Below are 25,057 nucleotides of genomic sequence, written 5' to 3'. Positions count from 1 at the left end.
CGCAACCTCGACCGCACACAACACCGCAGTGGATATTCGGCGGTTGCATGACACTTCTGGGCTCAGTTGGGACCAAGTCGCCCGGCTCTTCGGTGTCAGCCGGCGAGCCGCTCACCTGTGGGCATCTGGCGGTCGAATGACGGAGCACCATGCTGAGCTACTGAGGGCACACCTTGGCGTCCTCGAGAGCTACGACCAGGGAACCGGCGAGGCCACCCGCCAAACGCTACTGACAGCCAGTCCAGGAGAGCGGTCGCTCTACCAACTCATGGTCGACTACCGGCTACGAGCGCACGGCAACCCACTCCGTGGCGAGCTCGCCCCCGCTACGCTGTTGGCTAGCAGCAGTTCCACTTCCTTGTCACCCGCCGAGGTGGTTCGCGGCGGGCGGAGGCTAGGAAAGTCAGCTACCCGGAGCGTGAATGACAGCCCAGCCGACTCCTGACGACCAGTCCGACCTGTTCAGGCAGCAGGTTGACGCGGTGGTGCTCCAATGGAGCCAAGGGGACGTACTGGACGGCCTCTTCGGCCTCCGCCTGGTAGACCTGCAGCGCCCATTGAGCCCCGGCGCGGAGACCCTAAGGGCAATGGAAGGGGTCTCGCTATCCTCTTCACTTGCTACTGATGAATACACATCAGAACTGGCCGTGCTCGACAGCGAAGATCCTCACGGGTATGCAGTAGTCAGCCAGACATGCGATGTGGTGAGAGATTGCGGCAGGCAGCCTTATATTCAACTCTGCCCGGTTGTAGAGGAGATCGGGGAGCAGGGAAGGATGGCGCGGAAGTTTGAGTCAACTCAGCTTGCATGGCTTCCAGCGCTCGGAGAAAACCTATTCGCAGATCTGACTCGAGTATTCACCGCCGAGAAAAGCGTGCTGCTCAATCGAACTCCGCTTCACGGCGTGACAACAGATGCAGAAATCCGATGCCTTTCTGCGGTAATCGCAAGAAGATTTGGCAGGTTTGCGTTCCCTGACGACCTCCACCCCGCCCTCGGAAGACTTTCTGGCAGGATCCGTGATAAGCACTCGAAATCTGGCGACGAGTCCCGAGCCCTGCAGGAGCTCTATCAGATCCGCGCCGAAGCGCTTCCACATTGGGGGGCCGAGAGCGTTGAAGTTGTCCTCCATTTCATACTAAATCCCCAAATAATCCCAGAGGCTGACGCGTGGGTCCAGGTGTCCGACGCGCTTGATCCACGCCCGGCGGCCGTCGTTGCAAAGGATCTTCGCGCAGCTCAGGGTTCCGCCGCCGTCGATCTCTGGCAGGAACTCCTCCTGGCCTGGACCGCCCTCTGCGAGCCCCACGGGCGCATAAAATCCTTCAGTGCGACACTCTCAAGCACTGACACATTCACTCTCGAGCAGTATCGCCAAACCGAACAGCTCGACCTGGAATACCTTTCCAGTCCATCATAGATGGAACCTGGCGGCCTACTTGAGGGTCTCATTTGCCAGAACAACGGGCGATGCCGCATATATTTCGAGCCAAACAGCGATATAGGCAAGCCTCAGGAGTGGAACTTCTCATGCCCGCGCCAAAGCCTCAGCAATAGTCTCCATCAATTCCACGACCACCACAGCACCGGCAGCAGCGAGCTTCGCGTCTTTCCCTGGCTTATTGGCGTAACCAATCGTCGTGACGCCAGCAGCTTCTCCCGCCTCGACGTCGCGGGCCGCGTCGCCGATGAAGATGCTGTGCTCCGGTCCGGTGCCCGCGGCTTCCATCGCTTCGAGCAGGAGGCGCGGGTTCGGCTTCATAGAGGACGGGTCACCCGGGGCGCGTCCGAAGACGCCAGCCACGTAGTCGCTGAGGCCGTGCTCGGCGAGGTAGACCGTGATGGCCGCGCCCGCGTTGTTGCTGACCACGGAGACCAAGCGACCGGAGCGGGCAGCGGCGCGCAGGACCGATTCTCCGCCCGGGGTCGGGCGGGCTACGCGAACGGCTTCGGTCTCCAGCGCGGCCAGCTCAGCATCCATGCTCTCCGTGAGCTCAGGTCGGGCGTCTGAGATAAGCCGGAACAAGGCGAGCGGGTCGGTCTCACCCTCCGCGCCAGCCGGGTCCTGCTCACCGGCGATGAGCAGGCCCTCGCGGAGTCGCCGAGCGACCTCCGGGGCGGGGAGGCCGGCGAAGACCGAGCACACCGGGCCGTCGAAGTCGAGCAGCACATGCTTCACCGGCCGCAGCACGTCGGCGAGTTGCTGAGAGGTGGCGGTCATGGCTGCCGCTCGTAGGCGATCGTGCTCCACACGCTGTCGAACCACATCTGGGCCTGCTGGACGTACTGCGAGCCGAGCGAGGCGTCGTCCGGGCCGGCGGCGTGGTGGAACAGGGTCGTGTCCTTGCCGGTCACGTCGTAGAAGGTGTGAGCGGTGTCATCGATCGCCACGGTGCGCTCGCGGAGCGGGTAGAAGCCGAAGAACGCCTCCTGCCGGTTCAGGATGTACAGCTTGAAGAGGCTGGACGCCCGGTGGACCTTGACCGCGACACTCGCCTTCTGGACCAGCCCCAGCTCGGCCAGCATCTCCACCGAGTGGGCGATGCCGCCGGCATTCGTCAGGGCGATGTTGCGGGCGCGCTGCCGGAGGGCGGCTTCGTCTTGGAGGCCGTCGACGAGCACCGGGACGGCCATGGGCGCCGTGGTGTCCGGCAGCAGGAGCCGGATGGTGATGGACTCCGGCGCCAGCCGGCCGGAGCGCACCTTGTCGAGCGGCTCCTGGAGCGCGTTGTGGAGCGTCTCGCTGGAGAAGCCGGCGAAGTCGAGGGTCACCTGCTGCTGCTCGAAGGCCGCCTCGAGGTGAGGCCGCAGCCCGACCGGCCGGGATGTCCGCTCCCGGACGAAGGAACCGCTCCCCTGCCGGGTCACGATCAGCCCCTCGGTGCGGAGCAGGTCGAGCGCCTTGTCCACCGTGCCGCGCGCCACGCCGAAGTGCTTCGCCAGCTCGGGGCCTGAGGGGAGCTTGTCGCCGGTCTCGAAGCCCGGCTTCTTGGTGAGGATCGAGGCCCGCAGAGAGCTGCCGACCTGCTGATACGGGGGGCGAGAGTCGTCCGGGTCCAAGGCCATGGGGCAATGCTAGGGGAGGTGCTCAACAGGCGCGAGAAACCCAGCTCTCTTGACCTGCCTAAGCAGGTTCTCTATGTTGTGAGTGTCGCACCGAGTGAGACAGGGGTGACACAGAGGGGCCTTCTTTGGGCTGCTCTGACCTGCACGAATGCGCCCGTGGATGGCCGGCCTTCCGCCGTGCCCAGGGCGAAGGGGCCCGGGACAGATCGGGCCGAGGCATCCCGGCGCCTTGTCAGATCGGAGACCTAGATCAAAAGGCCGCGCCCGCCTGCAAGGGCGCAGACCTGCTGGCCGTCCTGGGCAACCGGGGCGGCCAGTGCTGTTGATCAACATTGGCCGGGCCTGTGAGAACGGGGCCGCCGCGCCTTCCTTGGCCGGAGCGCGGCGGCCCCTCACGGGCCCACACCCCAGAGAAGAGGTAGGCCCATGAGGCTGATTATCGCGGGCCAGACGGCCGCGGACGACGACGAGTTCGCCGAGTTGGCGCTCGGCGTGGACGAGCAGCTGTTCGCCGGGGTCGCCGGCGAGGACGAGATCGAGCGCGCGGCCCGGCTGGACGCGGCGCACGCGATGCTGGCGGACCTGCGCCGGGAGGACCCGGTGCTGGCCGCCTTCGCCGAGCGTCTGCTGCGGTCGGCGCCGGTGCCGTTGCGGCGTCCGGCCGTCATCCGCCGCGCCGCGAGCACCTACCGGGTGGCGGCGTGAACGACAACGTGTTCACCGCGCTCACGGTCACGGTGAGCGTGCTCACCGGCCGCTCACGGCGCCCGGTTTGGGGGCCGCGATGAAGGCGGCGATGAGTCCTGCTCAGATCCGTTCGGCGGAGCGGGCGCTGAGCGTCGGGACGTGGGCGATCACGTTCGGCGCGGTCCTCTACAGCGTGCTCACGGTGACCCCGCTCATGGCCGGCCACAGCCCGAAGGGCTGGGAGTGGACGGCGCCGATCCTGCCGCTGGTCGTGGACGCGGCGGTGGTGATCGTCGTGCGCATGGACGCCACGCTCGCCCGCCTGAACGGCGACGGCGGTCGCTGGCCCGTGGTCCTGCGCTGGATGACCGGCCTCATGACGGTCCTGCTCAACGTGGGTCTGTCCGCCCTGGACCGGGACGGCGTCGGGGTCGCGGTGCACTCGGTGGCACCGCTGCTGCTGATCGTCACGGCCGAGACCTCCCTCGCCTACCGGCGCGCCATCGGCGCCGCCCTGGCCGCCCGTGAAGCCGCTGAGCGCACCGAGCGCCAGCAGCGCGAACAGCGGGCCGAAGCCCAGCGGCAGGAGGAGCGGGCCGACCGCATCGAGCGCTTCGAGGCCGCAGAGCGGGGCGAGCGCGAGCGCCGTGAGCACGAAGCCCGGCTCGCCCGTGAGCAGCGTGAGCACGATGCGAGCATGGCGCGCGACGAGCGCGCGGAGACCGCCCGCCGTGAGGCCGCAGCGCGCGAGGAGCAGGCCCGGCAGGAGGCTGCCGTACGGGCCGAGCGTGAGCGCCGTGAGCGGGAGGCGAGCGAGCGTGAGCACCGTGAGCACGCCGCTCGGGCCGAGCGTGAACAGAGTGAGCGGGAGGCTGCGGAGCGGGCCAGCGCCGAGTTGCTGTCCGCCGGCCCGGCCGCCGAGCGGCTGCCGGAGGAGCGGGCCCGTGAGGTGGTCAGGGCCGCCGTCGAGGCCGGGTTGCCGCAGCGCCAGGCGGTGGAGCTGACCGGCTGGTCCGCCGGCTGGATCGCAGCCCGCTACAAGGAACACCCCACCGTCCGGCCCGCCCTGCACGCCGTCCCCACCACGACCGCTGAGGAGCAGGCATCGTGACCAGCAACAACACCGCTTCCGGGCTGATCAACGCCGCCGGGGCACTGATGGCCGCGCTCAGCGCCCACGCCGACCTGCCCGTTCCCAGGATCACCAGCGAACAGGTCGTGTCCGCCGAACGCGACGCCTCCGGCGACCTGGTCCTCGTCTGGGGCCTGTGCTTCGGCTTCCACCGCGACACCGCGCTGAGCGACTTCGAGCAGTGGCGCCAGGCTCTCGGGGTCGACCCCGCCGCTGTCGAGCACGGCAGCACCGGTCCCCACGCCTGGCTGAGCGCCGCCACCACCTACGCCGGCGTCCCGCTGTCCCTGACCGGCTACTACAGCCTCGCCCTCGGCAATCACGTCCGCGACCCGCACGTCGACCCCGGCGTGCCGGTCGGCGAGGGCGGCGGTGCGAAATGAGCAAGCCGATTAATTCTCTGCCGCTGGTCGGCATCGTCCGCCGCGACGGCATCGCCTACCGCGTCGCCGACCCCGTGCCGCTGGACGTGGTCAGCGGCCTGATCCGCGAGCCGTGGTGCTCGCGCCTGGTCGTCACCGACGCCAGGAGCGGCGGCGCCTGCCCCGGCGAGTTCACCGCGATGTGCGTGGTCGACGGCGAGCCGTTCGTCCTCGTCGGCCGCATCAGGCAGCGCTGATGTTCGGCCGCGACCCGAAGCCGCCCGAGTCCGGCCGGCAGCGGCGCGCGAAGGCCGTCCGCGAGGCGGACCGCGCCGGGCAGCGCCAGATCGACTCCCACCGCACCAGCCGGTCGACCACCGCCTGGCACCGCGCCGAGTCCCCCCGCGCCTGGTGGCGCTCCTCCTGACCCACTCCCCGGTGCGCACCCCGCACACCCACCCGCGCACCCTCCGGTGTGCGGGGTGCGCACCCTCTCTGACCTGGGAGCTTCCGTGCGCTACCTGCTGGACGTCCTGAACGTGTTCTTCATCCTCCTCAACGCCTCGATCGTCTGCGGCGCCATCTGCGAGCTGATCCGCCGGGGGTGGAACCGATGACGACCCCCCAGAACGGCGACTGGGACGACGACCTGGCCGACCTGTTGCAGCGGCTCGTCACCCTCGGCCCCACCCCCGCCGGACCCGCCGCGCCGGCCACCGCGCCGGTTTCGCCGCAACCCTCCGTGCCGCCGATGCCGACGGTGCCGCCCCAGGCCCCGCCCGCCGCTCCGGCCGGCACCGGGCAGCCGGTGGTCGACGAGTGGTGGCGCAAGTCCGGGCCCGTCGTGCACACCCCGGTCCCGCTCGGCGGCGACCAGCCCACCCGCCCCTCCTTCGAGGCCGCCGCGGCCGCGTTCTGGGCCCCCGTCGGCCAGATCCTCACCCAGCAGGTGCCCCACATCGCCGAGCAGGTCGGGCAGCAGGTCACCCAGCTGATGACCGAGACCGAGGCCCAGCGCCACGCCCGGGAGCAGGTCCAGTACGAGGCCGTCGTCGCCGCTCAGCGCGCTGTGCGGGACAGCCAGTTCGCCGCCGCCGGTGAGAGCACCGAGCAGCGGGCCGAGCGCCACCGCGTCGAGCAGCTGCTCGCGCCCGGTCAGCACCGCGACGACCTGGTCGGCATGGTCGACCTGCTCGCCGATCGGATCGGCGAGACCCCGGAGGAGCGGACCGCCCGGCGTCAGGCCGAGCAGGAGCTGCACCGGCAGCGGGCCCGCGCCCGGGAGGACGCCGCCCTGGCCGCCGCAGGGGAGACGCCCGAGCAGCGCACCCGCCGCCACCGCGAGCAGCAGCTCGCCGACCAGCGCGAGGCACGCACCCGGGCCCGCCGCCAGCGCCGCCGCGCCGCCCGCACCGCCGGCCCGTCCGACCGCACCCGCCGCTTCCGGCGCTGGTGCGTGCTCACCGCGATCAGCGCCACCGGCGGCTACGCGACCGGCCTGGTCGCGCTGATCACCCCCGGCGGCCCCTTCGTCGGCCTGCTCCTGGCCGCTTTCGGCTGGGCCCTGGAGCTCCAGGTCCGCGACCGGGGCCGCCAGCGCGTCTCCGAGGTTCGCGGCCCCTGGCCCCTGATCACCCTCGTCGCCCTGCGCGTCCCGGTCGCATCCGGCCTCGCCGTCGCGCTCGGCCTCGGTCCCGTCCTCGCCGCCATCCCCCTCCACTGAAGACCAGGAGACACAGCATGAGCAGCATCATCGCGCTGGGCACCGGCGGCGCCGCCACCGTCACCACGATGTACCTCTACGTCGGCATTCGCGGCAAGGGCAAGATCAACGTCGACCCCGATCACGTCCCCTACTGGGCGTTCGGCATCGGCCTCCTGAGCGCCAACGCGGGCACCGCCTTCAAGCAGCTCGCTGGCGTCGGCCAGCAGCTGAGCACCTCCTTCCAGGGCAACCCTGCCCTCGGGCAGTGGGAGACCGGCGCGACCGCAGCGCTGCTGACGATCGCGGTGTTCGGGCTCAAGCCCAAGGCATGGAAAGACGCCATCTGCGGCGCGATCACCCCGAGCCTGTTCGCCGCCGCCGGCGGACTCTGGGCCATCCCCGCGTCCGTCATCAGCGGCCTCATCACCTCGGTCATCAGCTGATGACCGACGAGAAGATCTTCCCCACCGAGAAGTTGAGCGCCACCCTGCTCTACCCGGTCACCGGCCTCGCCGCGGGCACGCCCGTCCTCGTCCGCAAGCTGATGGCTCCCCAGCGCGAGCGCCGCGCCGAGGCCGCCGCCCTGAAGGCCAAGCGGGACGAGATCACCGCCGAGGCCACCGAGGCCGCCGAGGCCGCCTTCACCCGCAAGCTCGTCTCGGAGGCGGACCCGGTCAAGCGCGCAGCGATGCTCCAGGCCCGGGAGGCCGCGCAGGTCACGGCCCGCCAGGTCGAGCTGGAGCAGGCCAAGGCCGCCCGCAAGGAGACCCGCAGCAAGCTCGGCGACACCGCCGGCGCGGCAGCCCTGCTGCTGATCGTCGGCGGCCCGCTGGTCTGGTCCCTCGCCCGCCCCTGGATCCAGCCCGGGATCGGTGTCCTCCTCGGGGTCTGGTGGATCGCCGCCCTCATCCACGCCCCCGCCCGCGGCGAGGCCGCCCCGGCCGAGGGCCAGGAGGAGCAGGACGGGCCGGTGCCCGTGGTCGAGGAAGAGCCCGCCGGGGAGGACCCCGTCGAGGCCCCCGAGGAGACCGTCCCGACCCCCGTCGAGGTGCACTCCCTGACCGCCTCCCTGACGGCCTCCGGCAGCTCCGTTTTGCTGACCCGGCTGGCCGCCGATCTGGGCGCCGCCCACCCCTCCTGGACGGGCTCCACCAAGGCCGTCCGCGCGCTCCTCTCCCAGGCCCGCGTCCCGGTCCGCGAGGGGGTCCGCACCCCGGACGGCAACGGGCCCGGCGTCCACCACCAGGACGTGCCCCCGCTCCCCTCCCCCTCCGAGACCCCCGCTGTTGCCAACGTTGGCCCAGGTCAGAGTGCCAACGCCAACGCCAACAACACCCGGGAGTGGTCCACCCGAGAGGGGTTCGTCATGCGGGCCGACCCCGACAACCCAGCGCGGACGATCATCGTCGGCCGCACCACCGCCGCCTGAACCACCGGCCCGGTCCAGCAGCGCGGCACCCGCGCCGAGCGGGAGGCCGGCCGGGCCGGCCCCGCCCGAAAGAGACCCGAATGACCACCGAGCACGACGACCCGTACGACACCTGGAACGACTGCTACGACATCGACGGACCGACCCACGCCGAGGAGAAGGCGTACGAGATCGCCCTCGACGTCGCCGACGAACAGCGCCGCGCCGAGGAGGAGGGGGCCGCCGGCCCGCAGCCCGGTCACACCGAGACGTGCGAGGGCTGCCACGGCACCGGAGGCGGCTACGAGGACGAGGTCTGGGACGACGACGCCTACGACCTCGTCACCGTCGACCACGACCGCTGCCCCGAGTGCGGCGGCTGCGGCTTCTACGACTGCGACGGCGCCTGCGAGACCGACCAGGACTGACCCGGCCCGCCCGGCCGGCCGTGCCGTCCGCACCCCCGCCGCAGCCGACGGCCCGGGGGCGCGGGCGGCGCGGGGACCGGACAGACCGGATCCGAACCTCCCTGAAGGGAAAAGCACATGGCCGACCCTCACGCCCTGTACTTCCAGGACGTCCTGACCGCGCTCGGCGCCAGCGCCGACCGCACCGAGTCGTTCGCCCAGTACTGCAACGACGACGGCAAGCAGATGCTCGCCGAGATCTTCATCCAGCTCGACAACGACCGCGCCAAGGCCGCCGGCCACCCGCACGGCCTGGGCCTGTTCTGGAACCAGGTCACCGGCTGGCTGTGGATGCGCGGCACCAGCGACGGCCGTCTCTCCAACGAGCAGCCCCTGGTCCTCGCCCTGATCGCCACCCCCGCCAGCATCGCCGCCGCCGTCCACGCCCTCCTGACCGATCGGGCCACCGAGCTGCCCCTGCACGACGAGGAGGCCTCGGCCACTGCCTACCCGGCGGTGGCGGAGCTGGCTGCCGCGGCCCGGTCCACCGAGGACGACGACCAGGTCCCGCTCGACATCTGACCTCCCACAACCGTTGGGCGGTCCGCGCCCGACGTCTTCCGTGGCTCGGGCCGCCCTGCTCCGCACGAAAGGAGCTTCGTTGAGCACCGAGCCCGCGCACCCGAACGTGATCCCGTTCCGGCCCGAACCCGCCGAGGTCAAGGCCGCCGAACAGGCCGTCATCGGCGCAGCCCTGCTCGACCCCGTCCAGATCCCCGCGCTCGCCGCCCAGCTCGGCGACCCCGGCGCGTTCTACCACCCCGCGCACGAGACCATCTGGCGCACCATCACCCGCATGGCCGACGGCGAGCGGCCGGTGGACCCGCTGCTGCTGACCGGCGTCCTGCGCGCGCAGGGCGACCTCGGGCGCATCGGCGGCCCCGGCTACCTGCACGCCTGCGTCGAGGCCACCCCGACCGCGGCGAACGGCGACTACTACGCCGAGATCGTGCGCGTCGCCGCCGAGCGCCGCCGGATCAACACCGCCACCAGCCGCCTGGCCCACATGGCCGGCGACGGCCAGGCCGACCTGGACGACGTGCGCGCCGCCGCCCTGGCCGCGCTCGCCGACCTCGCCACTGGCGAGAGCTGGCTCGACCCCGTCCCGCTCGGCTCCCACGGCACGCTGCCGACCTTCCCCGTCCACGCCCTCCCGAAGTGGGTCGGCGCCTACGTAGAGGCGGTCGCGGAGTTCACCCAGACCCCGCCCGACATGGCCGCCACCATGTCCCTCGCCGCGCTCTCGACGGCCGCCGGCGGCCGGGTCGGCGTGGAGATCCGGCCCGGCTGGCGCGAGCAGTCCAACCTCTACCTGGTGTGCGCGATGCCCCCGGCCAGCCGCAAGTCCGACGTCTTCGCGACCATGACCGCACCGATCTACCGCGTCGAGGACGAGCTCCGCGCCGACGCCCGGGCCCGGATCATCGAGGCCGAGACCGCCAAGGAGACCGCGCTCGCCGAGGTCGACGCGCTCATGGCCAAGGCTCGCAAGAATCCCGACCTCGACCGCGCGCACCTGGTCGCCGAGATCGCCGGCGCCCGGATGCTGGCCGACGAGATCGTGGTACCGCCCAGCCCACGCCTCACCCTGTCCGGGGACATCACCCCGGAGACCGTCACCCACCAGCTCGGCGTGCACCGATGCCTGGCCGCGCTCTCCCCCGAGGGCGACCTGTTCGACAGCATCGTCGGCCGCTACAGCAGCAAGCCCAACCTCGGCGTGTTCCTCCAGGCCCACAAGGGCGAGCGACTGCAGGCCGACCGGATCACCCGCGAGCAGCCCACCGTCGACAAGCCCGCGCTGACGATCGGTGTCACCCCGCAGCCCGCCGTGCTGCAGGAGCTCGGCGCCGCCCCCGGCGCCCGGGACCGGGGCCTGCTCGCCCGCTTCCTGTACTCCCTGCCGCCGTCCAACCTCGGCTACCGCAAGATCCGCACCACGCCCGTTCCGGAGCAGGTCGCCTCCGCCTACGATCTGCGCCTCACCGCGCTCCTGCACATGCTCACCGCCCTCGACGAACCGGTCACCGTCAAGATGACCGAGGCCGCCGACCTCGCCGTGGAGAAGCTGCAGGAGAAGTTCGAGGTCCAGCTCCGCCCGGACGAGCCTCTCGCCCACATCAAGGACTGGGCGGGCAAGCTGGTCGGCCACATCGCCCGCGTCGCCGTCCTGCTCCACCTCGCCGACCACGTCAACGGCGACTGGCGCGCGCCCGTCGAGGCCGCCACCGTCGACCGGGCCGCCGAGATCGCCGAGTACTACACCGCGCACACCCTCGCCGTGTTCGACCTCATCGCCGCCGACCCCGCCACCGAGGACGCCCACGCCCTCCTCCAGTGGCTCCGGCGCCCGAAGAAGGACGGCACCCACCGCACCCACATCAAGGCCCACGACGCCGTCGCCAGCAGCCGCCGCTTCAAGAAGGTCGCCGACGTCGAACCGGCCCTCGCCCTGCTCGAACAGCACGGCTGGCTCCGCACCGACCAGCCGCCCGCTGGCGGCCAGCGCGGCCGCACCCCGGCCGTCACGTTCCGTGTCCACCCGGCCGTGAGCACCCCCACGGGCGGGGCCGAAGCCCCGTAACCGTCAGGGATGTCAGGGGAAATCCCTGACCAGCCACAACGTCGCCGGACGGCCTGTCAGGGCACGTCAGGTTTGTCAGGGGAAAGCGGAGTTTCCCTGACATCCCTGACAATCCCTGACGGCCCGCCAGGAGCCAAACTCGCAGGTCAGTGATTTTCCCTGACATCCCTGACGGCTTCCGCCCTCCGCCTCCGTCCACGAGAGGGCCAGTAACGCACCGCAACCACCATTCGCACTCGCCAATGGAGTCGCCGCCATGCCCACGCAGGACCCGAAGCTCAAGCTCGCCGAGGTGCTCGAAGAGCTGGAGATGTCCCGCTCCGCCTTCTACCGCATGGTCGCCCGCGGGAAGGCACCGAAGCTCATCAAGCTCCCCAACCAGCAGATCCGCGTGCGCCGGAGCGATCTCGACGCCTGGTGGGCCGCGCAGGAGCAGAACGCCGCCTGACCCCGTCCCGCTTCCTCTTCGCAGCCCCGGCCGAACGGCCGGGGCTGCTCTCGTTCTGGAGCCCGATTTGCTCACCTACGACGTCCAGATTCACACCATCCGCGATCTCGGACGCGGTCGGCGGCCGCACCAACTCCGTTGGCGGGTAGGGAAGAACCCCCACTCCGCGACCTTCACGACCTTCCCGCTCGCCGACGGCAGGCGGGCGGAACTGCTGACCGCCATGCGCAAGGGCGAGCAGTTCGAGACCGAGACCGGCCTGCCCGCGTCCGAGTTCCGGAAGCTGAACCAGGTGACGTGGTTCGCCCACGCCAAGGAGTACGCCGAGGCGAAGTGGCCGCGCTCGTCGGCGAAGAACCGCGCCACCCGGGCGGATGCCCTGGCCACGCTCACCGAGGCTCTGGTGACGGACCGTCGCAGCAGGCCCGAGCGGAAGGTGCTCCGCCGCGCGCTCTCCTGCTGGGCGTTCAACTTCTCCGAGCACCTGGCCGAGCCACCCGAGGAGATCACCTCGGCCCTCGCCTGGGTGACCAAGAAGTCCATCCCCCTCGACGAGTTGGACGACTCCGAGAACGTTCGCCTCGGCCTGGAGGCCATCGCCCGGCTGATGGACGGAAGCGTCGCCGCGGACACCACGCTCGCCCGGAAACGGATGGTGTTCAACAACGCCCTGCGGTACGCGGTGGAACGTCGGCGACTGCCCAGCAACCCGCTCCAGTTCGTCGACTGGACACCGCCGGCCACGAGCGACGAGATCGACTTCCGGTGGGTGCCCAGCCCGGGGCAGGGCCGCACGTTGCTAGAGGCCGCCGGGCAGGTCTCGGCCCGGGGCCAGCACTTGCGGGCGTTCTACGGGTGCATCCTGTACGCCGCCACGCGGCCGGCCGAGGCGACGAACCTGCGGCTGGCGGACTGCAGCCTGCCGGAGAGCGGGTGGGGCGAGCTGGTGCTCGGCAGCAGCTCGCCCCGGGTCGGGTCGCGCTGGACGAACGACGGGCAGTCGCACGAGGAGCGCGCCCTGAAGCGGCGGGCCCGGAACGCCACCCGGGAGGTGCCGATCCCGCCCGTGCTGGTCCAGTTGCTCCGTGAGCACGTCGCCGCGTACGGGGTGGCGCCGGACGGCCGACTGTTCCGGGCGGCGCGGGGCGGGCGGCTGCTGACCAAGGAGACCGCGGCCGTCTGGAAGCAGGCCCGGGAGATCGCCCTTACCCCGAGGGAGGTGACGACCAAGCTCGCCGAGGTGCCGTACTCCTGCCGCCACACGGCCGTCTCCGGGTGGCTGGCGGCCGGCGTCGACCAGACCGAGGTGGCCCGGCGGGCGGGGCACAGCGTGGCCGTCCTGCTCCGGTTCTACGCGAAGGTCATCAACGGGCGTCAGGAGCGCGCAAATACCCTGATCGAGCGGTTCCTCGACGGCGAAGAGCCTGCCGCGTAGGGCCCTGATCCGTTCCACAGGCGTTCCACACAGGGTGGTCCGGAGGGGCATCCGGGTGGGACACCCCGGGACGGAATCGAAAAGGGCGGGTATCGGCAAGTTGCCGATACCCGCCCTGATCTGGGCTTTCACCACCAGCGGAGAGCGTGGGATTCGAACCCACGGTACGGGGTCACCGCACGACAGTTTTCAAGACTGTTCCCTTAGGCCGCTCGGGCAGCTCTCCAGGCGGAGGTCAGCCTAACGGGTCCGGCGGGGTTCGGTGCACATGGTTATCGGGTCGGTTACTTGTCTCCGACGCGCTTGTCGAAGGTGACCTTGGTCTTGGCGGTCTGGCCGTTGCGGGTGTACTCGACGTCGACGGTCTCGCCGGGCTTGTGGGTCCAGATCTTGCTGACCAGGGCGGGGCCGTTCTCGATGGGGCTGCCGCCGAGCTTGGTGATGACGTCGCCGGGCTTGAGGCCGGCCTTGTCGGCGGCGCCGCCGGGAGTGACGGCGGGGGTGCCCTGGATGTCGCGGGTGGAGATCTGGGCGCCCTCGCCCTTGTAGTCGTCGTTGCGCAGGACGGCGAGCTGGGCGTAGACCGGCTCGCCGCTCTGGATCAGGGTCTCGGCGACCCACTTGGCCTGGTTGATCGGGATGGCGAAGCCCAGGCCGATACTGCCGGCCCGGCCGGTGCTTGAAGTGTTGGACTGGATCGCCGAGTTGATGCCGACCACCGCGCCGCCGGCGTCGAGCAGCGGGCCGCCGGAGTTGCCCGGGTTGATCGAGGCGTCGGTCTGCAGGGCGTTCATGTACGAGGACTGGGCACCGGTCTCGTCGCCGGAGGCGACCGGGCGGTCCTTGGCGCTGATGATGCCGGTGGTGACGGTGGACTCCAGGCCGTACGGGGCACCGATGGCGATGGTGGCATCGCCGACGTTGACCTTGTCGGAGTCGGCCAGCGGGAGCGGGGTGAGCTTGCCCTTCGGCGTGTCGTCGAGCTTGACGACGGCGACGTCGTAGCCCTCGGCGCGGCCCAGCACGGAGGCGCCGTAGGTGCTTCCGTCGGCGAACTTGACGGTCAGTTTGCCGCCGTTGGACGCGGGCGCGACCACGTGGTTGTTGGTCAGGATGTGGCCCTGGGTGTCGAAGACGAACCCGGTGCCGGTGCCGGACTCGCCGTTGCCCTGCGCCTTGATGGTGACGACGCTCGGCAGCGCCTTCTGCGCGATGCCCGCGACGGAGCCGGGGACGGGCTCGCTCTTCTGCGGGCTGTTGGCCTGGACGGTGGTGCTGCGGTGGTCGTCCGCGGCGCTGACGCTGCGGTCGTTGCGGTCCGCGACGGCCACGCCGACCGCGCCGCCGGCCACACCGGCGACCAGGGCGACGGCGGCGATCAGGGCGATCAGGCCGCCGCGCTTGCGGCCCGGGCCGCCGGGGCCGCCGGGGCCGGGCGCACCGGGGTAGTCGGCCGGGTAGCCGAGCGGGCCGCCCGGGTAGCCGGGGCCGCCGGGCGTACCGGCACCGGCCGCGCCGCCGGCCGTGGCGTCGTGCAGGCCCCAGCCGCCGAGCGGCTGGCCCGCGCCGAAGGGGTGCTGGGGGTGTGCCGGGGCAGCCGGCGCACCGGGGACCGGCGGGGGGCCGTACGGGTCGTGCGGGGCGGCGGCGAGCGGGGCTCCGGGCGTCGCGTACGGGTTGGTCTCGTGCACCGCGGGCGCGGCGGGCGCCACCGGGGCGACGGGTGCCGGCGCCGCGGCGACGGGTGCCGGCGCCGCGGCGACGGGTCCGACCGGGGCCGGCGGCAGGACGGGCGGCGGCGCGTCGATGTACCCGGACCCGACCGGAGCGACCGGAGCGACCGGGGCCGCCGGGGCTGCCGGGGGCTCGACCGGCTCCGGGGCGCTGAGCTTGCCGAACGCCAGCGTCGGCGTGAAGCCGCCGGTGGCAGGGGCCTCGGGAGCGGCCGCCGGGGCGGGGGCGGCAGGCTCGGCCTGCTGGGCCGGACCGTCATGAGCGGGGCCCACCACCCCCTGGCCGCCGGAGGGCTGCTCCCCCTGCGGCCCGGTGGACCCAACCTCGCGCTCGGTGCTCACGGACGACCTCCATAGCTGACAGGACCAAGAACCATAGTTTTTCGCACACCCGATTCGATTGCCGTAAGGACCCCTCTGAAGAACTCATAAGAATCCTTAGCCCGGCCAGACAGACCGGCACGGCGAACCAGGCAGACCGGCTCGGCGAACCGGACGGACCGGCACCGCTGACCTGCCGGACGAACCTGCCGGACGGGCCGGCCGGACGCCCCCGCACGGCGGACCGGTGTGCCCCCCGGCGCACCGTTCACTCCGTCCACGACGGACACCCCTGACGTCCCGCGATGCGGACCGCAGGCCGTCTGGCCTTGGCGTTCACCGCCCCGCCGGTTAGCCTGTCGCTCCAAACTGACACGCGGGAGCTTGGACCGACCAGGCTGAGAGTGCGCTGGTCGACGGTACGTCACGGGATCCGTGGCCGGATCGTCGAGGGGGCGCAGACCGCCGGAACCTGTCCGGGTAATGCCGGCGTAGGGAGTATCGGCCATGCCGCCTGCTTCGCCATCCTCTTCTTCGGGCGCGTCCGCGTCCAAGGGTTTCCCCGAACCGTCCACGACCGTTCACTCGGACGCCGACGGCCGCGCGCCCGGTTCCACGGCCGGTGCACCCGCCGCGACCGCGACCTCGGTGCTGGACCGGCCCGACCAGGCCGCGGGCCGGGTCGAGGCCCCGCTGGTGCTGGACACCGAGCCGCCGCGCACGCTCCGCTTCCGGGACCACTTCGCGCTCTGGATGAACCTCGGCGTCAGCCTGATCGGCTTCACCACCGCCGCCACCGTGCTGGGCGCCCCGGGCAGCGAGCTGTCCCTGGCCGCCGCCGTGACCGCGATCGTGGCCGGCACCGTGGTCGGCACCGCGATGCTCGGCGTGGCCGCACTGATCGGCGCCCGCACCGGCGCACCCGCGATGGCCAACCTGCGCGGACTGTTCGGGACCCGCCTGTCGTACGTGCCGACGGTGCTGAACATCGTCCAGTGCCTCGGCTGGGGCGTGTACGAGCTGCTGGTGATCGCGATGGGCGCGCAGACCGTCGCCCACACCGAGGGCTACCGCTGGGTCTTCGTCGTGCTGGCGGGCGCCGTGACCACCGCGCTGACCATCTGGCCGCTGGGGGCGATCGCCGTACTGCGCCGCTTCGTGGCCGCGGCGGTGGCGGTCGCGATGGTGTACTTCACCGTCCAGCTGGGCCGCCAGGGCGTGCCCGACCCGGGCGCGGGCAACTGGCACGGCTTCCTGAAGGCCACCGACGCGATGATCGCCGTCTCGATCTCCTTCGTGCCGCTGGCCGCCGACTACACCCGGCACTCGCGCACCCCGCGCGCCGCGTTCTGGGGGAGCTTCTCCGGCTACACCGTCGCCCAGATCTGGTGCTACGTGCTCGGCCTTTTCGCGCTGCTGCAGTCCGGCGGCGACGCGACCCGGATCTTCGACTCCTTCCTGGGGGTCTGGGCCGGCTGGGCGTTCCTGCTGGTGCTGGTGCTGCGCGAGACCGACCAGTCCTTCGCCAACGTGTACTCGACGGCGATGTCGGTCCACAACCTGCTGCCGAAGGTCGACCGCCGGGTGCTGACCGGCGCCACCGGCCTGCTGATCACCGTGCTGGCACTGCAGATCACCGAGTTCACCGACTCGTACTACGCCTTCCTGGGCCTGATCGGCTCGGTGTTCGTGCCGATGTTCGCGGTGCTGGCGGTGGACTACTTCCTCGGCGCCGGCCGGCGCGGCTGGAACCTCGCCGACGACGCGCCCTCCCGCTGGCTGATGCTGCTGCCGTGGGCGCTCGGCTTCGCGGTCTACCAGCTGATCGCACCGACCGCGATCGCCGGCTGGTGGACGGACTTCTGGACGTCCCTCCAGGAGGCGCTGCACTTCACGCCGCAGGAGTGGACCTCGGCCTCGCTGTTCGGCTTCCTGGTGCCCGCCCTGGCCACCCTGGCGCTCACCCCGCTGACCCGCGGCCGGCGCTGACCACCGCGCCCGCACCCGAAGACGGCCCCGCAGGTTGGGGCCGTCTTCGCGTTCGCGTCACCTCCGGCGCCTATCGTGGACGCGTGACCAGCCCTGACCTCTCCCCGGCGACGGCGCGCACCGGGCCGCCCGTCCAGGTGATCGCCCACCGCGGCTCCTCGCACGCGCTGCCCGAGCACACCCTCGCCGCCTACCGCCGGGCGCTCGACGAGGGCGCCGACGCCGTCGAGTGCGATGTCCGGGTGACCGCCGACGGGCAGCTGGTGTGCGTCCACGACCGCCGGATCGGCCGGGTCTCGGACGGGCGGGGCACGGTCTCCGCGATGACGCTGGCACAGCTGGAGGCGCACGACTTCGGCGCCTGGAAGACGGGCGTGCCGAGCGCGGACCCGGAGCTGCGGAGCGTGCTGCGGCTGGAGAGCCTGCTGGAGCTGGTCGCGGACTGCGGGCGCCCGGTGGACCTGGCGATCGAGACCAAGCACCCGGTCCGCTTCCGGGGCCGGGTGGAGGCCGAGCTGCTGCGGATGCTGGACCGGTTCAAGATCACCGGTACGCCGGACGGCGACCGCCCGCAGGCCCGCATCATGAGCTTCTCCGCGCTGGCGCTCGGCCGGGTGGCCGCCGCCGCGCCGCAGTACCCGAGGGTGTTCCTGTTCGAGAGCGCGCTGCCGCTGCGCGGCCGGCTGCGGCCGGGTGCGCCGCTGCCGGGCGGGGCCCGGATCGCCGGTCCCGGCATCGACCTGGTGCGGGCCCGGCCGGAGCTGGTGACGCGGCTGCGCGGGCTGGGCCACCAGGTGCACGTCTGGACCGTGGACGAGCCGGCCGACGTGGAGCTCTGCCTGGAGCTCGGGGTGTCGGCGCTGATCACCAACCGCCCGGCGGAGGTGCTGGCCCAGCTCGGCCGGTGAGCCGGCCCGGGCGCTCCCACCCGGGCCGGGCACCCCCGTCCGGTGTGCCCGGCCTCCAGGGCGCCCACAGATCGACTGGAGCCGGGCCAGCGGACCGGTCGATCGATCCGGGGCTGGATCAAACGTTTCGCCGACGTTCTTTGCCGGAAATTATGCGCTTTCACAACGCAGGGTGAGCACCGAATCACCTGTCGCGCACCGTGCGTCGCACGGCTTGAAATGTCCGCGCGGGATCGGCCCGCGGTCGTTTCCGACGCATTACCAAGGGGCATCCATCCCTCGGCATACGCTGAAGGAGGTCCGGGGGTGGCGTTGATGGTGGCGCGTGAAGTGCCGACTTCATCGACCATGGCAGTGCCGCACGGCCCAGCGAGTGTCGGGGTCGCACGGCGCCGACTGCGTCGAGATCTGGGTGACCGGGAGATACCGGAGCCGGTCATTGATGATGCTGTTCTGATCCTTTCCGAACTGTTGAGTAATGCCTGTCGTTATGCCCGGCCGCTCGGCCCGCTGCCCGCCCTCGGGCGCAGCGCCCGCGCGGAGGTGGTCGACAGCGTGCTGGTCGGTGTGCCGACCGGCGCGTCCGCGGCCCCCGCCGATGCCGGGCAGGACGCCGGCGGAGTGCTGGTGCGCTGGCAGATGCACACGGACGGGATCCTCACCCTGGAGGTCACCGACGGCGGGGCGCAGACCCGGCCGTCGCCGGCCAGTCCGTCGCTGAGCTCGCGCGGCGGCCGGGGTCTGAGCATCGTCGACCAGTTGTCGAGTGACTGGGGCGTGCGCGACGCGCCCGGCGAGGTGACGGTGTGGGCCGCGCTGCCCGCCCGGGCCCGCCATGCGAGACGGACCGGCGGTGATGCCCGCAGCGCCTGACGGCGCACCCCTGTCCACCGGGGCCCTGCGGCCCCGGGTCCGCCCCGGCGCGTGCCCACGCGCCGGGGGAACGTCAGTAGGCTGCCCGGAGCACAACACAACCGTCCCCGGGAGAGCCGCACCATGGGCAAGAAGGCCGCCAAGAAGGCGCCGCAGCGCAGCCAGTCCACCACCACCGCCACGGGCGAGATCCCCGTGGTCGGGGCCCGCGAGAACTGCCCCTGCGGTTCGGGCCGCCGGTACAAGGCATGCCACGGCCGGGAGGCCTCGCACGCCGTGCAGGAGCTGGTGCACCGCCCGTTCGAGGGGCTGCCGGGTGAGGCCGACTGGGTGGCGCTGCGTGAGCTGGTGCCGGCCGCGACCGCGCCGCTGACGCTGGCCGCCGCGGTGGCCGAGGGCGCCAACGGCGAGGTCCCGTCCGTGACGCTGGCCACCGTCCTGCCGCTGGCCTGGCCGGCCCTGCGCCGCCAGGACGGCTCGATCCTGCTCGGCCTGCAGACCCAGTCCGCCTCCGGCGACCTCAGCCGCGACCTGGCGGACGCGCTGGAGCTGGCCCTGGCCACCGAGCCGGGTACGCCCGTCCCCGCCCGCCGGACCGTCCCGGGCGGCCGCCGCCTGCAGGACCTGCTGGACGTCGAGGCGCCCTTCACGCCGACCGTGCACACCGGCTTCGAGTTCTGGCTGGAGGACGCCGAGACCGCCACCGGCGAGGTGGCCGCCTCGCTGGAGCGCGCCAACGCCTCGGCCATCCCGACCGAGAAGCTGGCCTCCGCGGACGCCGCGTACTGGTGCGGCACGCCGGACAAGAACCACCTGCGCTGGGTGATGACCGTGCCGGAGGAGCAGCTGCTGGACGCCCTGGCCCGGCTGACGGCCGCCGACCAGTCCTCGCTCGGCCCGGACACCCGCCTGGTCGGCTCGTTCCGCGCGCACGGCCTCACCGTCCCGGTCTGGGACCTGCCGGTGACGATGACCGCCGCCGACTGTGAGAAGCCGGCCGCCGAGTTCGCCGAGCGGCTCGCCGCGACGCTCGCCGACACCACCCCGCTCACCGCGGAGGAGCGTCGCGCCCGGGCGAACCTGGTGAACCGTCAGGTCACCTTGAACTAAAGGCGACCCGGGATCACGTGATACGCGTCACATTACCGCCGGAGGCCGCAATTTCCGGGCTGCCAGGGCGTCTTGGAAATTGGCGTGGACGCGGATCCTTGTTACTGTCTAAAGAGTCCGGTCGCTGGTGCATCCCCCGTCGCCAGCGGCCGGATCTTTTGTTTTCCGGGCGGGCGTTCCCGACCGGCCGGATCTGCGGCCCGATCACAGTCCCGGTCACCGGCTTGACCGACGGCCAGGCGCCCGGCCCGATCATCACCGCCGGATCAACACCGCCGCGATCGACACCCCGCCGCGATCAATACCAGACGAACACGTCGGACCAACACGCCGGACGGCAAAGGCCGAACGGCGACTGCCCCGGGCCGACGGCCCGGGGCAGTCGCCGGAAACGAACCGCGGGATCAGTACGAGCGGCCGCCGTCCAGTTGCACCGTCGCCTCGACCAACTCGCCCAGCAGCGGCCCGACCTGGGGCAGCCACACCCCGCCGTCCGCCGCCGGCCGCGGCGCCAGCACCCAGCGCACCCGGGCACCGGAGCCGCCGCCGCCGGGCGGCAGCGGCAGGAAGCCGCCCGGCCCGTGATAGCGCAACGAGCCCGGCACCCAAGGCTGTTGGGAGAGCATCTCGCCGAGCGCATCCAGTGAGTAGGGGGCGACCAGCAGGGCGTAGCGGCCCGGCAGCGCCAGCACCGGTCCGAGCGGCAGCCGCAGCGCGCCCAGGTAGGCGATCGCCCGGGCGCCGGCCGCCGCGGGCAGGCTGACCGCCGAGACGGCCCCGCCGGTGGCCGCCAGGACCGGCGCGTCCGGGCTCTGCCGCTCCCACCACCAGCGGACCATCCGGGCGTCGGTGGTGGCCGCGAGCAGCGGCGGGTCGTACGGGTGGGCGCCGGGGACGGGGCAGTCCGCGTCACCGCAGGAGCAGCCGTCGGCTCTCAGCAGCGCGCCGGGGACCACGGGCCAGCGATGGTCGACGGCGGCGGCCAGGGCCGCAGCCAGCCGGGCGGCCCGGGCCGTCGATCGGCCCTTCGGGTTCTCACGCATGGCGCTCGTTCCTTTCCGTGACCGCTCGGGTCGCTCCGGGCCCACCGGCGCACCGCGGGGGAAACGCCGCGCGGGCCGCAGGGGAGGCACGGGCATGGCGGACGCCGTGGCAGGCATGGCGAGGCATGACGGACATGGCGGGCGTGACAGGCATCGCGGGGCATGGCGGGCATGGCGAACATGGAGCACGGTGTGGTGCACGACATGAAAAGGACCGCAGATCAGAACAGCCCTGGGACGAGAATCCCGCATGCGACCGGATGGACGCCGCCCGGGCGCGATTGGTTCCACCGTACGAGTGAGTGACTTCCGGCCAGCCCGGCCGACGAGCGGCGAAAGCATACGATCCGGGCGGCCGCCGGACCCGTCCTCACGGTTCTGCCCGTTCTCGGCCGCTCCATGCCCCCGCCGTCGGCCGGGGCGTGCGCGGCCCCCGGGCGCGCCCCCGACGGGTTCCGGAGGGAGGCGGAACCGGCCACCCACACCGTCACGGATCTGGACATGCCCCGAATGGCCTGTGTAGAAGTGGTGGCATTGCTGACGATCAATGACGAGTAGTAGCGAATCCAGGCGAAACGCGCCGTTCGGCCGTGCTCGCTCCGATCGGCCGTACCCGGGGGGTTCCGCATGACCCGTACCACCGCGTCAGGAGTGGCGGCATGACCGAGTCCCACCCATCGTCGACGCCCTCGGATCCGGCCGAGACCGGTTCCTCCAGCGGGCTCTCGGTGCTGGACCCGCCAGGCCTCCCCGGCCCGGCCTCCGGCCCCGGCGAGGAGCAGCACCCCGACGGCCGCAGTGCACCCCCCGCCGGCGTGCAGGACCGTTTGGCCGGACGGCTGTCCGATTTCACCAGCCTGTACGCGCACACCGAACAGCTCGCCCGCACCCGCGGGCTCGCGGCCGCCCTGGACACCGTCCTGGCGTCCGGCTCCGCGCTGCTCGGGGCCCGCCGGGCGCTGCTGGTCACCGCGCTGCCCGGCGGCGGGCCCAGCCAGCCGATCGGCCTCGGCCTGGACCGCGCCAGCCTCGGCGCGCTGGAGACGGTGCCCCCGGAGCAGAGCCTGGTCGCCAGGCTGCTGCGCGAGCACGACCGGCCCGTCCAGCTGCAGTCCCGCGACCTCGCCGACGACCCCGCCATCGGCACCCGGCTGCGCGAGCTGGCCGGGCACCTCGGCCTCGGCGGCTGCTACGGCCTGCCGCTCGCCACCGAGGAGGACGGGCCGCTGGCCGCCGCCCTCTGGTTCTACGACGAACCCGCCGAGCCCACCGAGCGCCAGCGCGAGCTGGCCCGCCGGTACTGCGGGGTCGCCGCCCCCCTGCTGGCCAAGCAGCTGGACGCGGAGAAGGTCCGGCGCACCACCGAGGCGCTGCGCCGCGGCCTGCTGCCGGACCGGCTCCCGCAGCTCGCCGGGCTGCGGCTGGCCGCCCGGCTCGACCCGGCCGGTCTGGACGACTCGGTCGGCAGCGACTGGTACGACGCCATCCCGCTGCCGGACGGCACGGTCGGGCTGACCGTCGGCAGCGTCTCCGGGGACGGCCCGGGCGCCGGCCCCGGCAGCGCCCCGGGCGCGGCCGCCGCGATGGGCCGGGTCCGGGCGGCGCTGCGCGCCTACGCCGTCCTGGAGGGCGAGGACCCGGTCTCCGTCCTCGGTGACCTGGAGCTGCTGCTGAAGACCACCGAGCCGGCCCGCAGCGCCACCGCCGTCTACGCCTGGGTGGAGCCGGAGGAGCGCCGGATCACCCTGGCCGGGGCCGGGCACTGCCCGCCGGTGCTGGTCGGCCGGTACGGCGCCGAGTTCGTGGAGACCTCGCTCTCCGCGCCGCTCGGCATGCTGTCCTGCTGGGAGGCCCCGGGAGTCGAGCTGACCGCCGGGCGCGGCGACACCCTGCTGCTCTACACCGAGGGCCTGGCCCGCCGCTGCGGCCCCACCCTGCACGCCGGGCAGGCCAACCTGCGCCGGGCCGCCGCGGACGCCCCGCGCGACGTGCGGATCGACCCGGACCGGCTCTGCGCCCACCTGCTGGCCGTCTGCCCGGACCGGGGCACCGGCCCGGCCACCGACGACCTGACGGTGCTCGCCGCCCGCTTCGAGTAGCCGCTGTCATGACCCCGCAGGGGTCGGCGGCCGGGCGTCCGTACCATGGACGCACGGCCGCCCACGCGCGTCGCGATCCGACGCGTCCGGGGCGGCAAGACTCGCAAGGAGGCGACGTACGTGACCGAGGACCGTAGCCCGGCGGTGGCCGAGAACCCCGAGGCGGCCGGGGGCGACGAGGAACCGAAGTTCAGGGGCGGCCGCAGGAACGGCCTCTACTCCGAGGTCTCCGAGGAACTCGCCGCCTCGATGAAGTCCGGCTGGGCCGACACCGAGCTGCGCGGTCTCGAACCCATCGCCCAGGCCCCGTACACCGCCGAGCGCCGTGCCAGGCTCTCCGCAGCCTTCCCCGGCGAGCGCCTGGTGGTCCCGGCCGGCAACCTGCGGATGCGCTGCAACGACACCGACTACGACTTCCGTGCCGCCAGCGAGTACGTGCACCTCACCGGCGACCAGACCGAGGACGCGGTGCTGGTCGCGGAGCCCACCGGCGACAGCGGCCACAGCTTCGGCCTCTACCTGCTGCCCCGCTCCAACCGCGAGAACGGCGAGTTCTGGCTGGACGGCTACGGCGAGCTGTGGGTCGGCCGCCGGCACAGCCTGGCCGAGTCCGAGCTGCTGCTCGGACTGCCCGCCCGGGACGTCCGCAAGGCCGCCGAGGAGCTGGCCGCGCTGGCCGCGTCCGGCGGTGCGCCGACCCGGATCGTGCGCGGCTACGACGCCGGCCTGGAGGGCGCCCTCGCGGACGTCCTCGACGCGGACCGGGACGCCGAGCTGAAGGAGTTCCTGAGCGGCCTGCGGCTGGTCAAGGACGAGTGGGAGATCGGCGAGATGCGCGCGGCCTGCGCCGCCACCGTCAAGGGCTTCACGGACGTGGTCCGCGAGCTGGGGCAGGCCGTCGCCACCTCCGAGCGCTGGATCGAGGGCACCTTCTGGCGCCGCGCCCGGGTCGAGGGCAACGACGTCGGCTACGGCTCCATCGCCGCCGCCGGCCCGCACGCCACCACCCTGCACTGGGTGCGCAACGACGGCGACGTCCGCCCCGGCGAGCTGCTGCTGCTGGACGCCGGCGTGGAGACGCACTCCCTCTACACCGCCGACGTCACCCGCACCCTGCCGATCGACGGCCGGTTCAACGACCTGCAGCGCAAGATCTACCAGGCCGTGTACGAGTCCCAGGAGGCCGGCATCGCGGCGGTGCGGCCGGGCGCCCGGTTCCGCGACTTCCACGAAGCCTCGCAGCGCGTCCTCACCGAGCACCTGCTCGCCTGGGGCCTGCTGGACGCATCGGCGTACGACGTGGAGAAGGTCCTGGAGCTGGGCCTCCAGCGCCGCTGGACCCTGCACGGCACCGGCCACATGCTCGGCCTGGACGTCCACGACTGCGCCCACTCCCGCACCGAGGAGCACGTCGACGCCCTGCTGGTCCCCGGCATGGTGCTCACCGTCGAGCCCGGCCTGTACTTCCAGCAGGACGACCTGACCGTGCCCGAGGAGTACCGCGGCATCGGCGTCCGGATCGAGGACGACATCCTGGTGACCGCCGACGGCAACGAGAACCTCTCGGCCGGCCTGCCGCGCCGCGCGGAGGACGTCGAGGCCTGGATGGCCTCGCTCGCCTGAGCCCGGACGAGCCCCGGAACAGCCGAACGGGCCCGGCCCCCCTGGAGAGGGGGCCGGGCCCGC

At 72.4% G+C, this 25,057-nt stretch carries 25 protein-coding genes, 1 tRNA gene and 1 riboswitch; of the genes, 21 read left to right on the top strand and 5 right to left on the bottom strand.

Going from position 1 to position 25,057, the window contains the following annotated elements; genetic code table 11:
- Window positions 1–422: 422 nt before the first annotated feature.
- A complete protein-coding gene (locus tag ACGFZP_RS10105; protein WP_392930574.1) occupies window positions 423–1,421 on the top strand; it encodes a hypothetical protein in 999 nt (332 codons plus the stop codon).
- Between the two features lie 108 nt (window positions 1,422–1,529).
- Here the strand turns inward: ACGFZP_RS10105 and ACGFZP_RS10100 are convergent, their stop codons facing one another.
- Complete coding sequence (locus ACGFZP_RS10100; protein ID WP_392930572.1) at window positions 1,530–2,222, bottom strand: HAD family hydrolase; 693 nt, start codon at window positions 2,220–2,222, stop codon at window positions 1,530–1,532.
- A complete protein-coding gene (locus ACGFZP_RS10095) occupies window positions 2,219–3,067 on the bottom strand; it encodes a GntR family transcriptional regulator (protein WP_392930570.1) in 849 nt (282 codons plus the stop codon). Before ACGFZP_RS10095 ends, ACGFZP_RS10100 begins: the two co-directional genes overlap by 4 nt.
- Window positions 3,068–3,493: 426 nt before the next feature.
- Between ACGFZP_RS10095 and ACGFZP_RS10090 the strand changes: the two genes are divergently transcribed.
- The 14 genes from ACGFZP_RS10090 (at window position 3,494) to ACGFZP_RS10025 (ending at window position 13,295) form a co-directional block, all read left to right on the top strand.
- A complete protein-coding gene (locus ACGFZP_RS10090) occupies window positions 3,494–3,772 on the top strand; it encodes a hypothetical protein (RefSeq protein ID WP_392930567.1) in 279 nt (92 codons plus the stop codon).
- Between the two features lie 91 nt (window positions 3,773–3,863).
- Complete coding sequence (locus ACGFZP_RS10085; protein ID WP_392930564.1) at window positions 3,864–4,865, top strand: DUF2637 domain-containing protein; 1,002 nt, start codon at window positions 3,864–3,866, stop codon at window positions 4,863–4,865.
- A complete protein-coding gene (locus ACGFZP_RS10080; protein WP_392930561.1) occupies window positions 4,862–5,269 on the top strand; it encodes a hypothetical protein in 408 nt (135 codons plus the stop codon). Before ACGFZP_RS10085 ends, ACGFZP_RS10080 begins: the two co-directional genes overlap by 4 nt.
- Entirely contained in the window at window positions 5,266–5,505 is a 240-nt protein-coding gene (locus ACGFZP_RS10075; RefSeq protein ID WP_392930558.1) for a hypothetical protein, read from the top strand. The genes ACGFZP_RS10080 and ACGFZP_RS10075 overlap by 4 nt, the downstream gene beginning before the upstream one ends.
- Window positions 5,505–5,675: a hypothetical protein gene (locus ACGFZP_RS10070; RefSeq protein WP_392930555.1), complete on the top strand. Its 171-nt coding sequence runs from the start codon at window positions 5,505–5,507 to the stop codon at window positions 5,673–5,675. Before ACGFZP_RS10075 ends, ACGFZP_RS10070 begins: the two co-directional genes overlap by 1 nt.
- Before the next feature lie 55 nt (window positions 5,676–5,730).
- On the top strand, window positions 5,731–5,865 hold the full coding sequence (locus tag ACGFZP_RS10065) for a hypothetical protein (protein ID WP_392930552.1): 135 nt from the start codon (window positions 5,731–5,733) through the stop codon (window positions 5,863–5,865).
- Window positions 5,862–6,971, top strand: a complete 1,110-nt coding sequence (locus ACGFZP_RS10060; RefSeq protein WP_392930549.1) for a hypothetical protein — start codon at window positions 5,862–5,864, stop codon at window positions 6,969–6,971. Before ACGFZP_RS10065 ends, ACGFZP_RS10060 begins: the two co-directional genes overlap by 4 nt.
- A 17-nt stretch (window positions 6,972–6,988) precedes the next feature.
- A complete protein-coding gene (locus ACGFZP_RS10055) occupies window positions 6,989–7,396 on the top strand; it encodes a hypothetical protein (RefSeq protein ID WP_392930546.1) in 408 nt (135 codons plus the stop codon).
- Window positions 7,396–8,382, top strand: coding sequence for a hypothetical protein (locus ACGFZP_RS10050; RefSeq protein ID WP_392930543.1), 987 nt, complete (start codon window positions 7,396–7,398; stop codon window positions 8,380–8,382). The genes ACGFZP_RS10055 and ACGFZP_RS10050 overlap by 1 nt, the downstream gene beginning before the upstream one ends.
- A gap of 80 nt (window positions 8,383–8,462) precedes the next feature.
- Window positions 8,463–8,789 carry a hypothetical protein gene (locus tag ACGFZP_RS10045; RefSeq protein WP_392930540.1) on the top strand — a complete coding sequence of 109 codons (327 nt, stop codon included), beginning with the start codon at window positions 8,463–8,465 and terminating at the stop codon, window positions 8,787–8,789.
- A 117-nt stretch (window positions 8,790–8,906) separates the two neighbouring features.
- Window positions 8,907–9,350: a hypothetical protein gene (locus ACGFZP_RS10040; RefSeq protein WP_392930537.1), complete on the top strand. Its 444-nt coding sequence runs from the start codon at window positions 8,907–8,909 to the stop codon at window positions 9,348–9,350.
- 79 nt (window positions 9,351–9,429) lie between these two features.
- Window positions 9,430–11,412 (top strand): DUF3987 domain-containing protein, encoded by a 1,983-nt coding sequence (locus tag ACGFZP_RS10035; RefSeq protein WP_392930535.1) that lies wholly within the window; start codon window positions 9,430–9,432, stop codon window positions 11,410–11,412.
- Between the two features lie 256 nt (window positions 11,413–11,668).
- Complete coding sequence (locus ACGFZP_RS10030; protein WP_392930532.1) at window positions 11,669–11,860, top strand: helix-turn-helix transcriptional regulator; 192 nt, start codon at window positions 11,669–11,671, stop codon at window positions 11,858–11,860.
- Between the two features lie 67 nt (window positions 11,861–11,927).
- The gene (locus ACGFZP_RS10025; protein ID WP_392930529.1) at window positions 11,928–13,295 is read left to right on the top strand and encodes a tyrosine-type recombinase/integrase; all 1,368 of its coding nucleotides are present in this window, start codon (window positions 11,928–11,930) and stop codon (window positions 13,293–13,295) included.
- Between the two features lie 138 nt (window positions 13,296–13,433).
- Here the strand turns inward: ACGFZP_RS10025 and ACGFZP_RS10020 are convergent.
- Together ACGFZP_RS10020 and ACGFZP_RS10015 are read right to left on the bottom strand one after the other, a co-directional pair.
- A tRNA-Ser gene (locus ACGFZP_RS10020) sits at window positions 13,434–13,521 on the bottom strand.
- A 58-nt stretch (window positions 13,522–13,579) separates the two neighbouring features.
- Window positions 13,580–15,370: a S1C family serine protease gene (locus tag ACGFZP_RS10015; RefSeq protein ID WP_392930526.1), complete on the bottom strand. Its 1,791-nt coding sequence runs from the start codon at window positions 15,368–15,370 to the stop codon at window positions 13,580–13,582.
- Between the two features lie 345 nt (window positions 15,371–15,715).
- Window positions 15,716–15,864: riboswitch (TPP riboswitch) on the top strand.
- 133 nt (window positions 15,865–15,997) lie between these two features.
- Between ACGFZP_RS10015 and ACGFZP_RS10010 the strand changes: the two genes are divergently transcribed.
- The 4 genes from ACGFZP_RS10010 (at window position 15,998) to ACGFZP_RS09995 (ending at window position 20,229) form a co-directional block, all read left to right on the top strand.
- On the top strand, window positions 15,998–17,338 hold the full coding sequence (locus ACGFZP_RS10010) for a purine-cytosine permease family protein (RefSeq protein WP_392930523.1): 1,341 nt from the start codon (window positions 15,998–16,000) through the stop codon (window positions 17,336–17,338).
- Window positions 17,339–17,421: 83 nt separating this feature from the next.
- Complete coding sequence (locus tag ACGFZP_RS10005) at window positions 17,422–18,246, top strand: glycerophosphodiester phosphodiesterase family protein (RefSeq protein ID WP_392930521.1); 825 nt, start codon at window positions 17,422–17,424, stop codon at window positions 18,244–18,246.
- 315 nt (window positions 18,247–18,561) lie between these two features.
- Complete coding sequence (locus ACGFZP_RS10000; RefSeq protein ID WP_392931029.1) at window positions 18,562–19,119, top strand: ATP-binding protein; 558 nt, start codon at window positions 18,562–18,564, stop codon at window positions 19,117–19,119.
- Between the two features lie 123 nt (window positions 19,120–19,242).
- A complete protein-coding gene (locus ACGFZP_RS09995; protein WP_392930518.1) occupies window positions 19,243–20,229 on the top strand; it encodes a DUF5926 family protein in 987 nt (328 codons plus the stop codon).
- Between the two features lie 404 nt (window positions 20,230–20,633).
- Here the strand turns inward: ACGFZP_RS09995 and ACGFZP_RS09990 are convergent, their stop codons facing one another.
- The gene (locus ACGFZP_RS09990) at window positions 20,634–21,272 is read right to left on the bottom strand and encodes a bifunctional DNA primase/polymerase (protein ID WP_392930516.1); all 639 of its coding nucleotides are present in this window, start codon (window positions 21,270–21,272) and stop codon (window positions 20,634–20,636) included.
- Window positions 21,273–21,931: 659 nt separating this feature from the next.
- On the opposite strand from ACGFZP_RS09990, the gene ACGFZP_RS09985 reads away from it, so the two are divergent.
- Window positions 21,932–23,371 (top strand): PP2C family protein-serine/threonine phosphatase, encoded by a 1,440-nt coding sequence (locus tag ACGFZP_RS09985; protein ID WP_392930513.1) that lies wholly within the window; start codon window positions 21,932–21,934, stop codon window positions 23,369–23,371.
- Between the two features lie 120 nt (window positions 23,372–23,491).
- Window positions 23,492–24,994, top strand: a complete 1,503-nt coding sequence (locus ACGFZP_RS09980) for an aminopeptidase P family protein (protein WP_392930511.1) — start codon at window positions 23,492–23,494, stop codon at window positions 24,992–24,994.
- Window positions 24,995–25,057: the final 63 nt, after the last annotated feature.

This window comes from Kitasatospora sp. NPDC048239 (assembly GCF_043202015.1).
Lineage (GTDB): Bacteria > Actinomycetota > Actinomycetes > Streptomycetales > Streptomycetaceae > Kitasatospora.
This window is presented reverse-complemented; position numbering and strand designations above follow the sequence as displayed.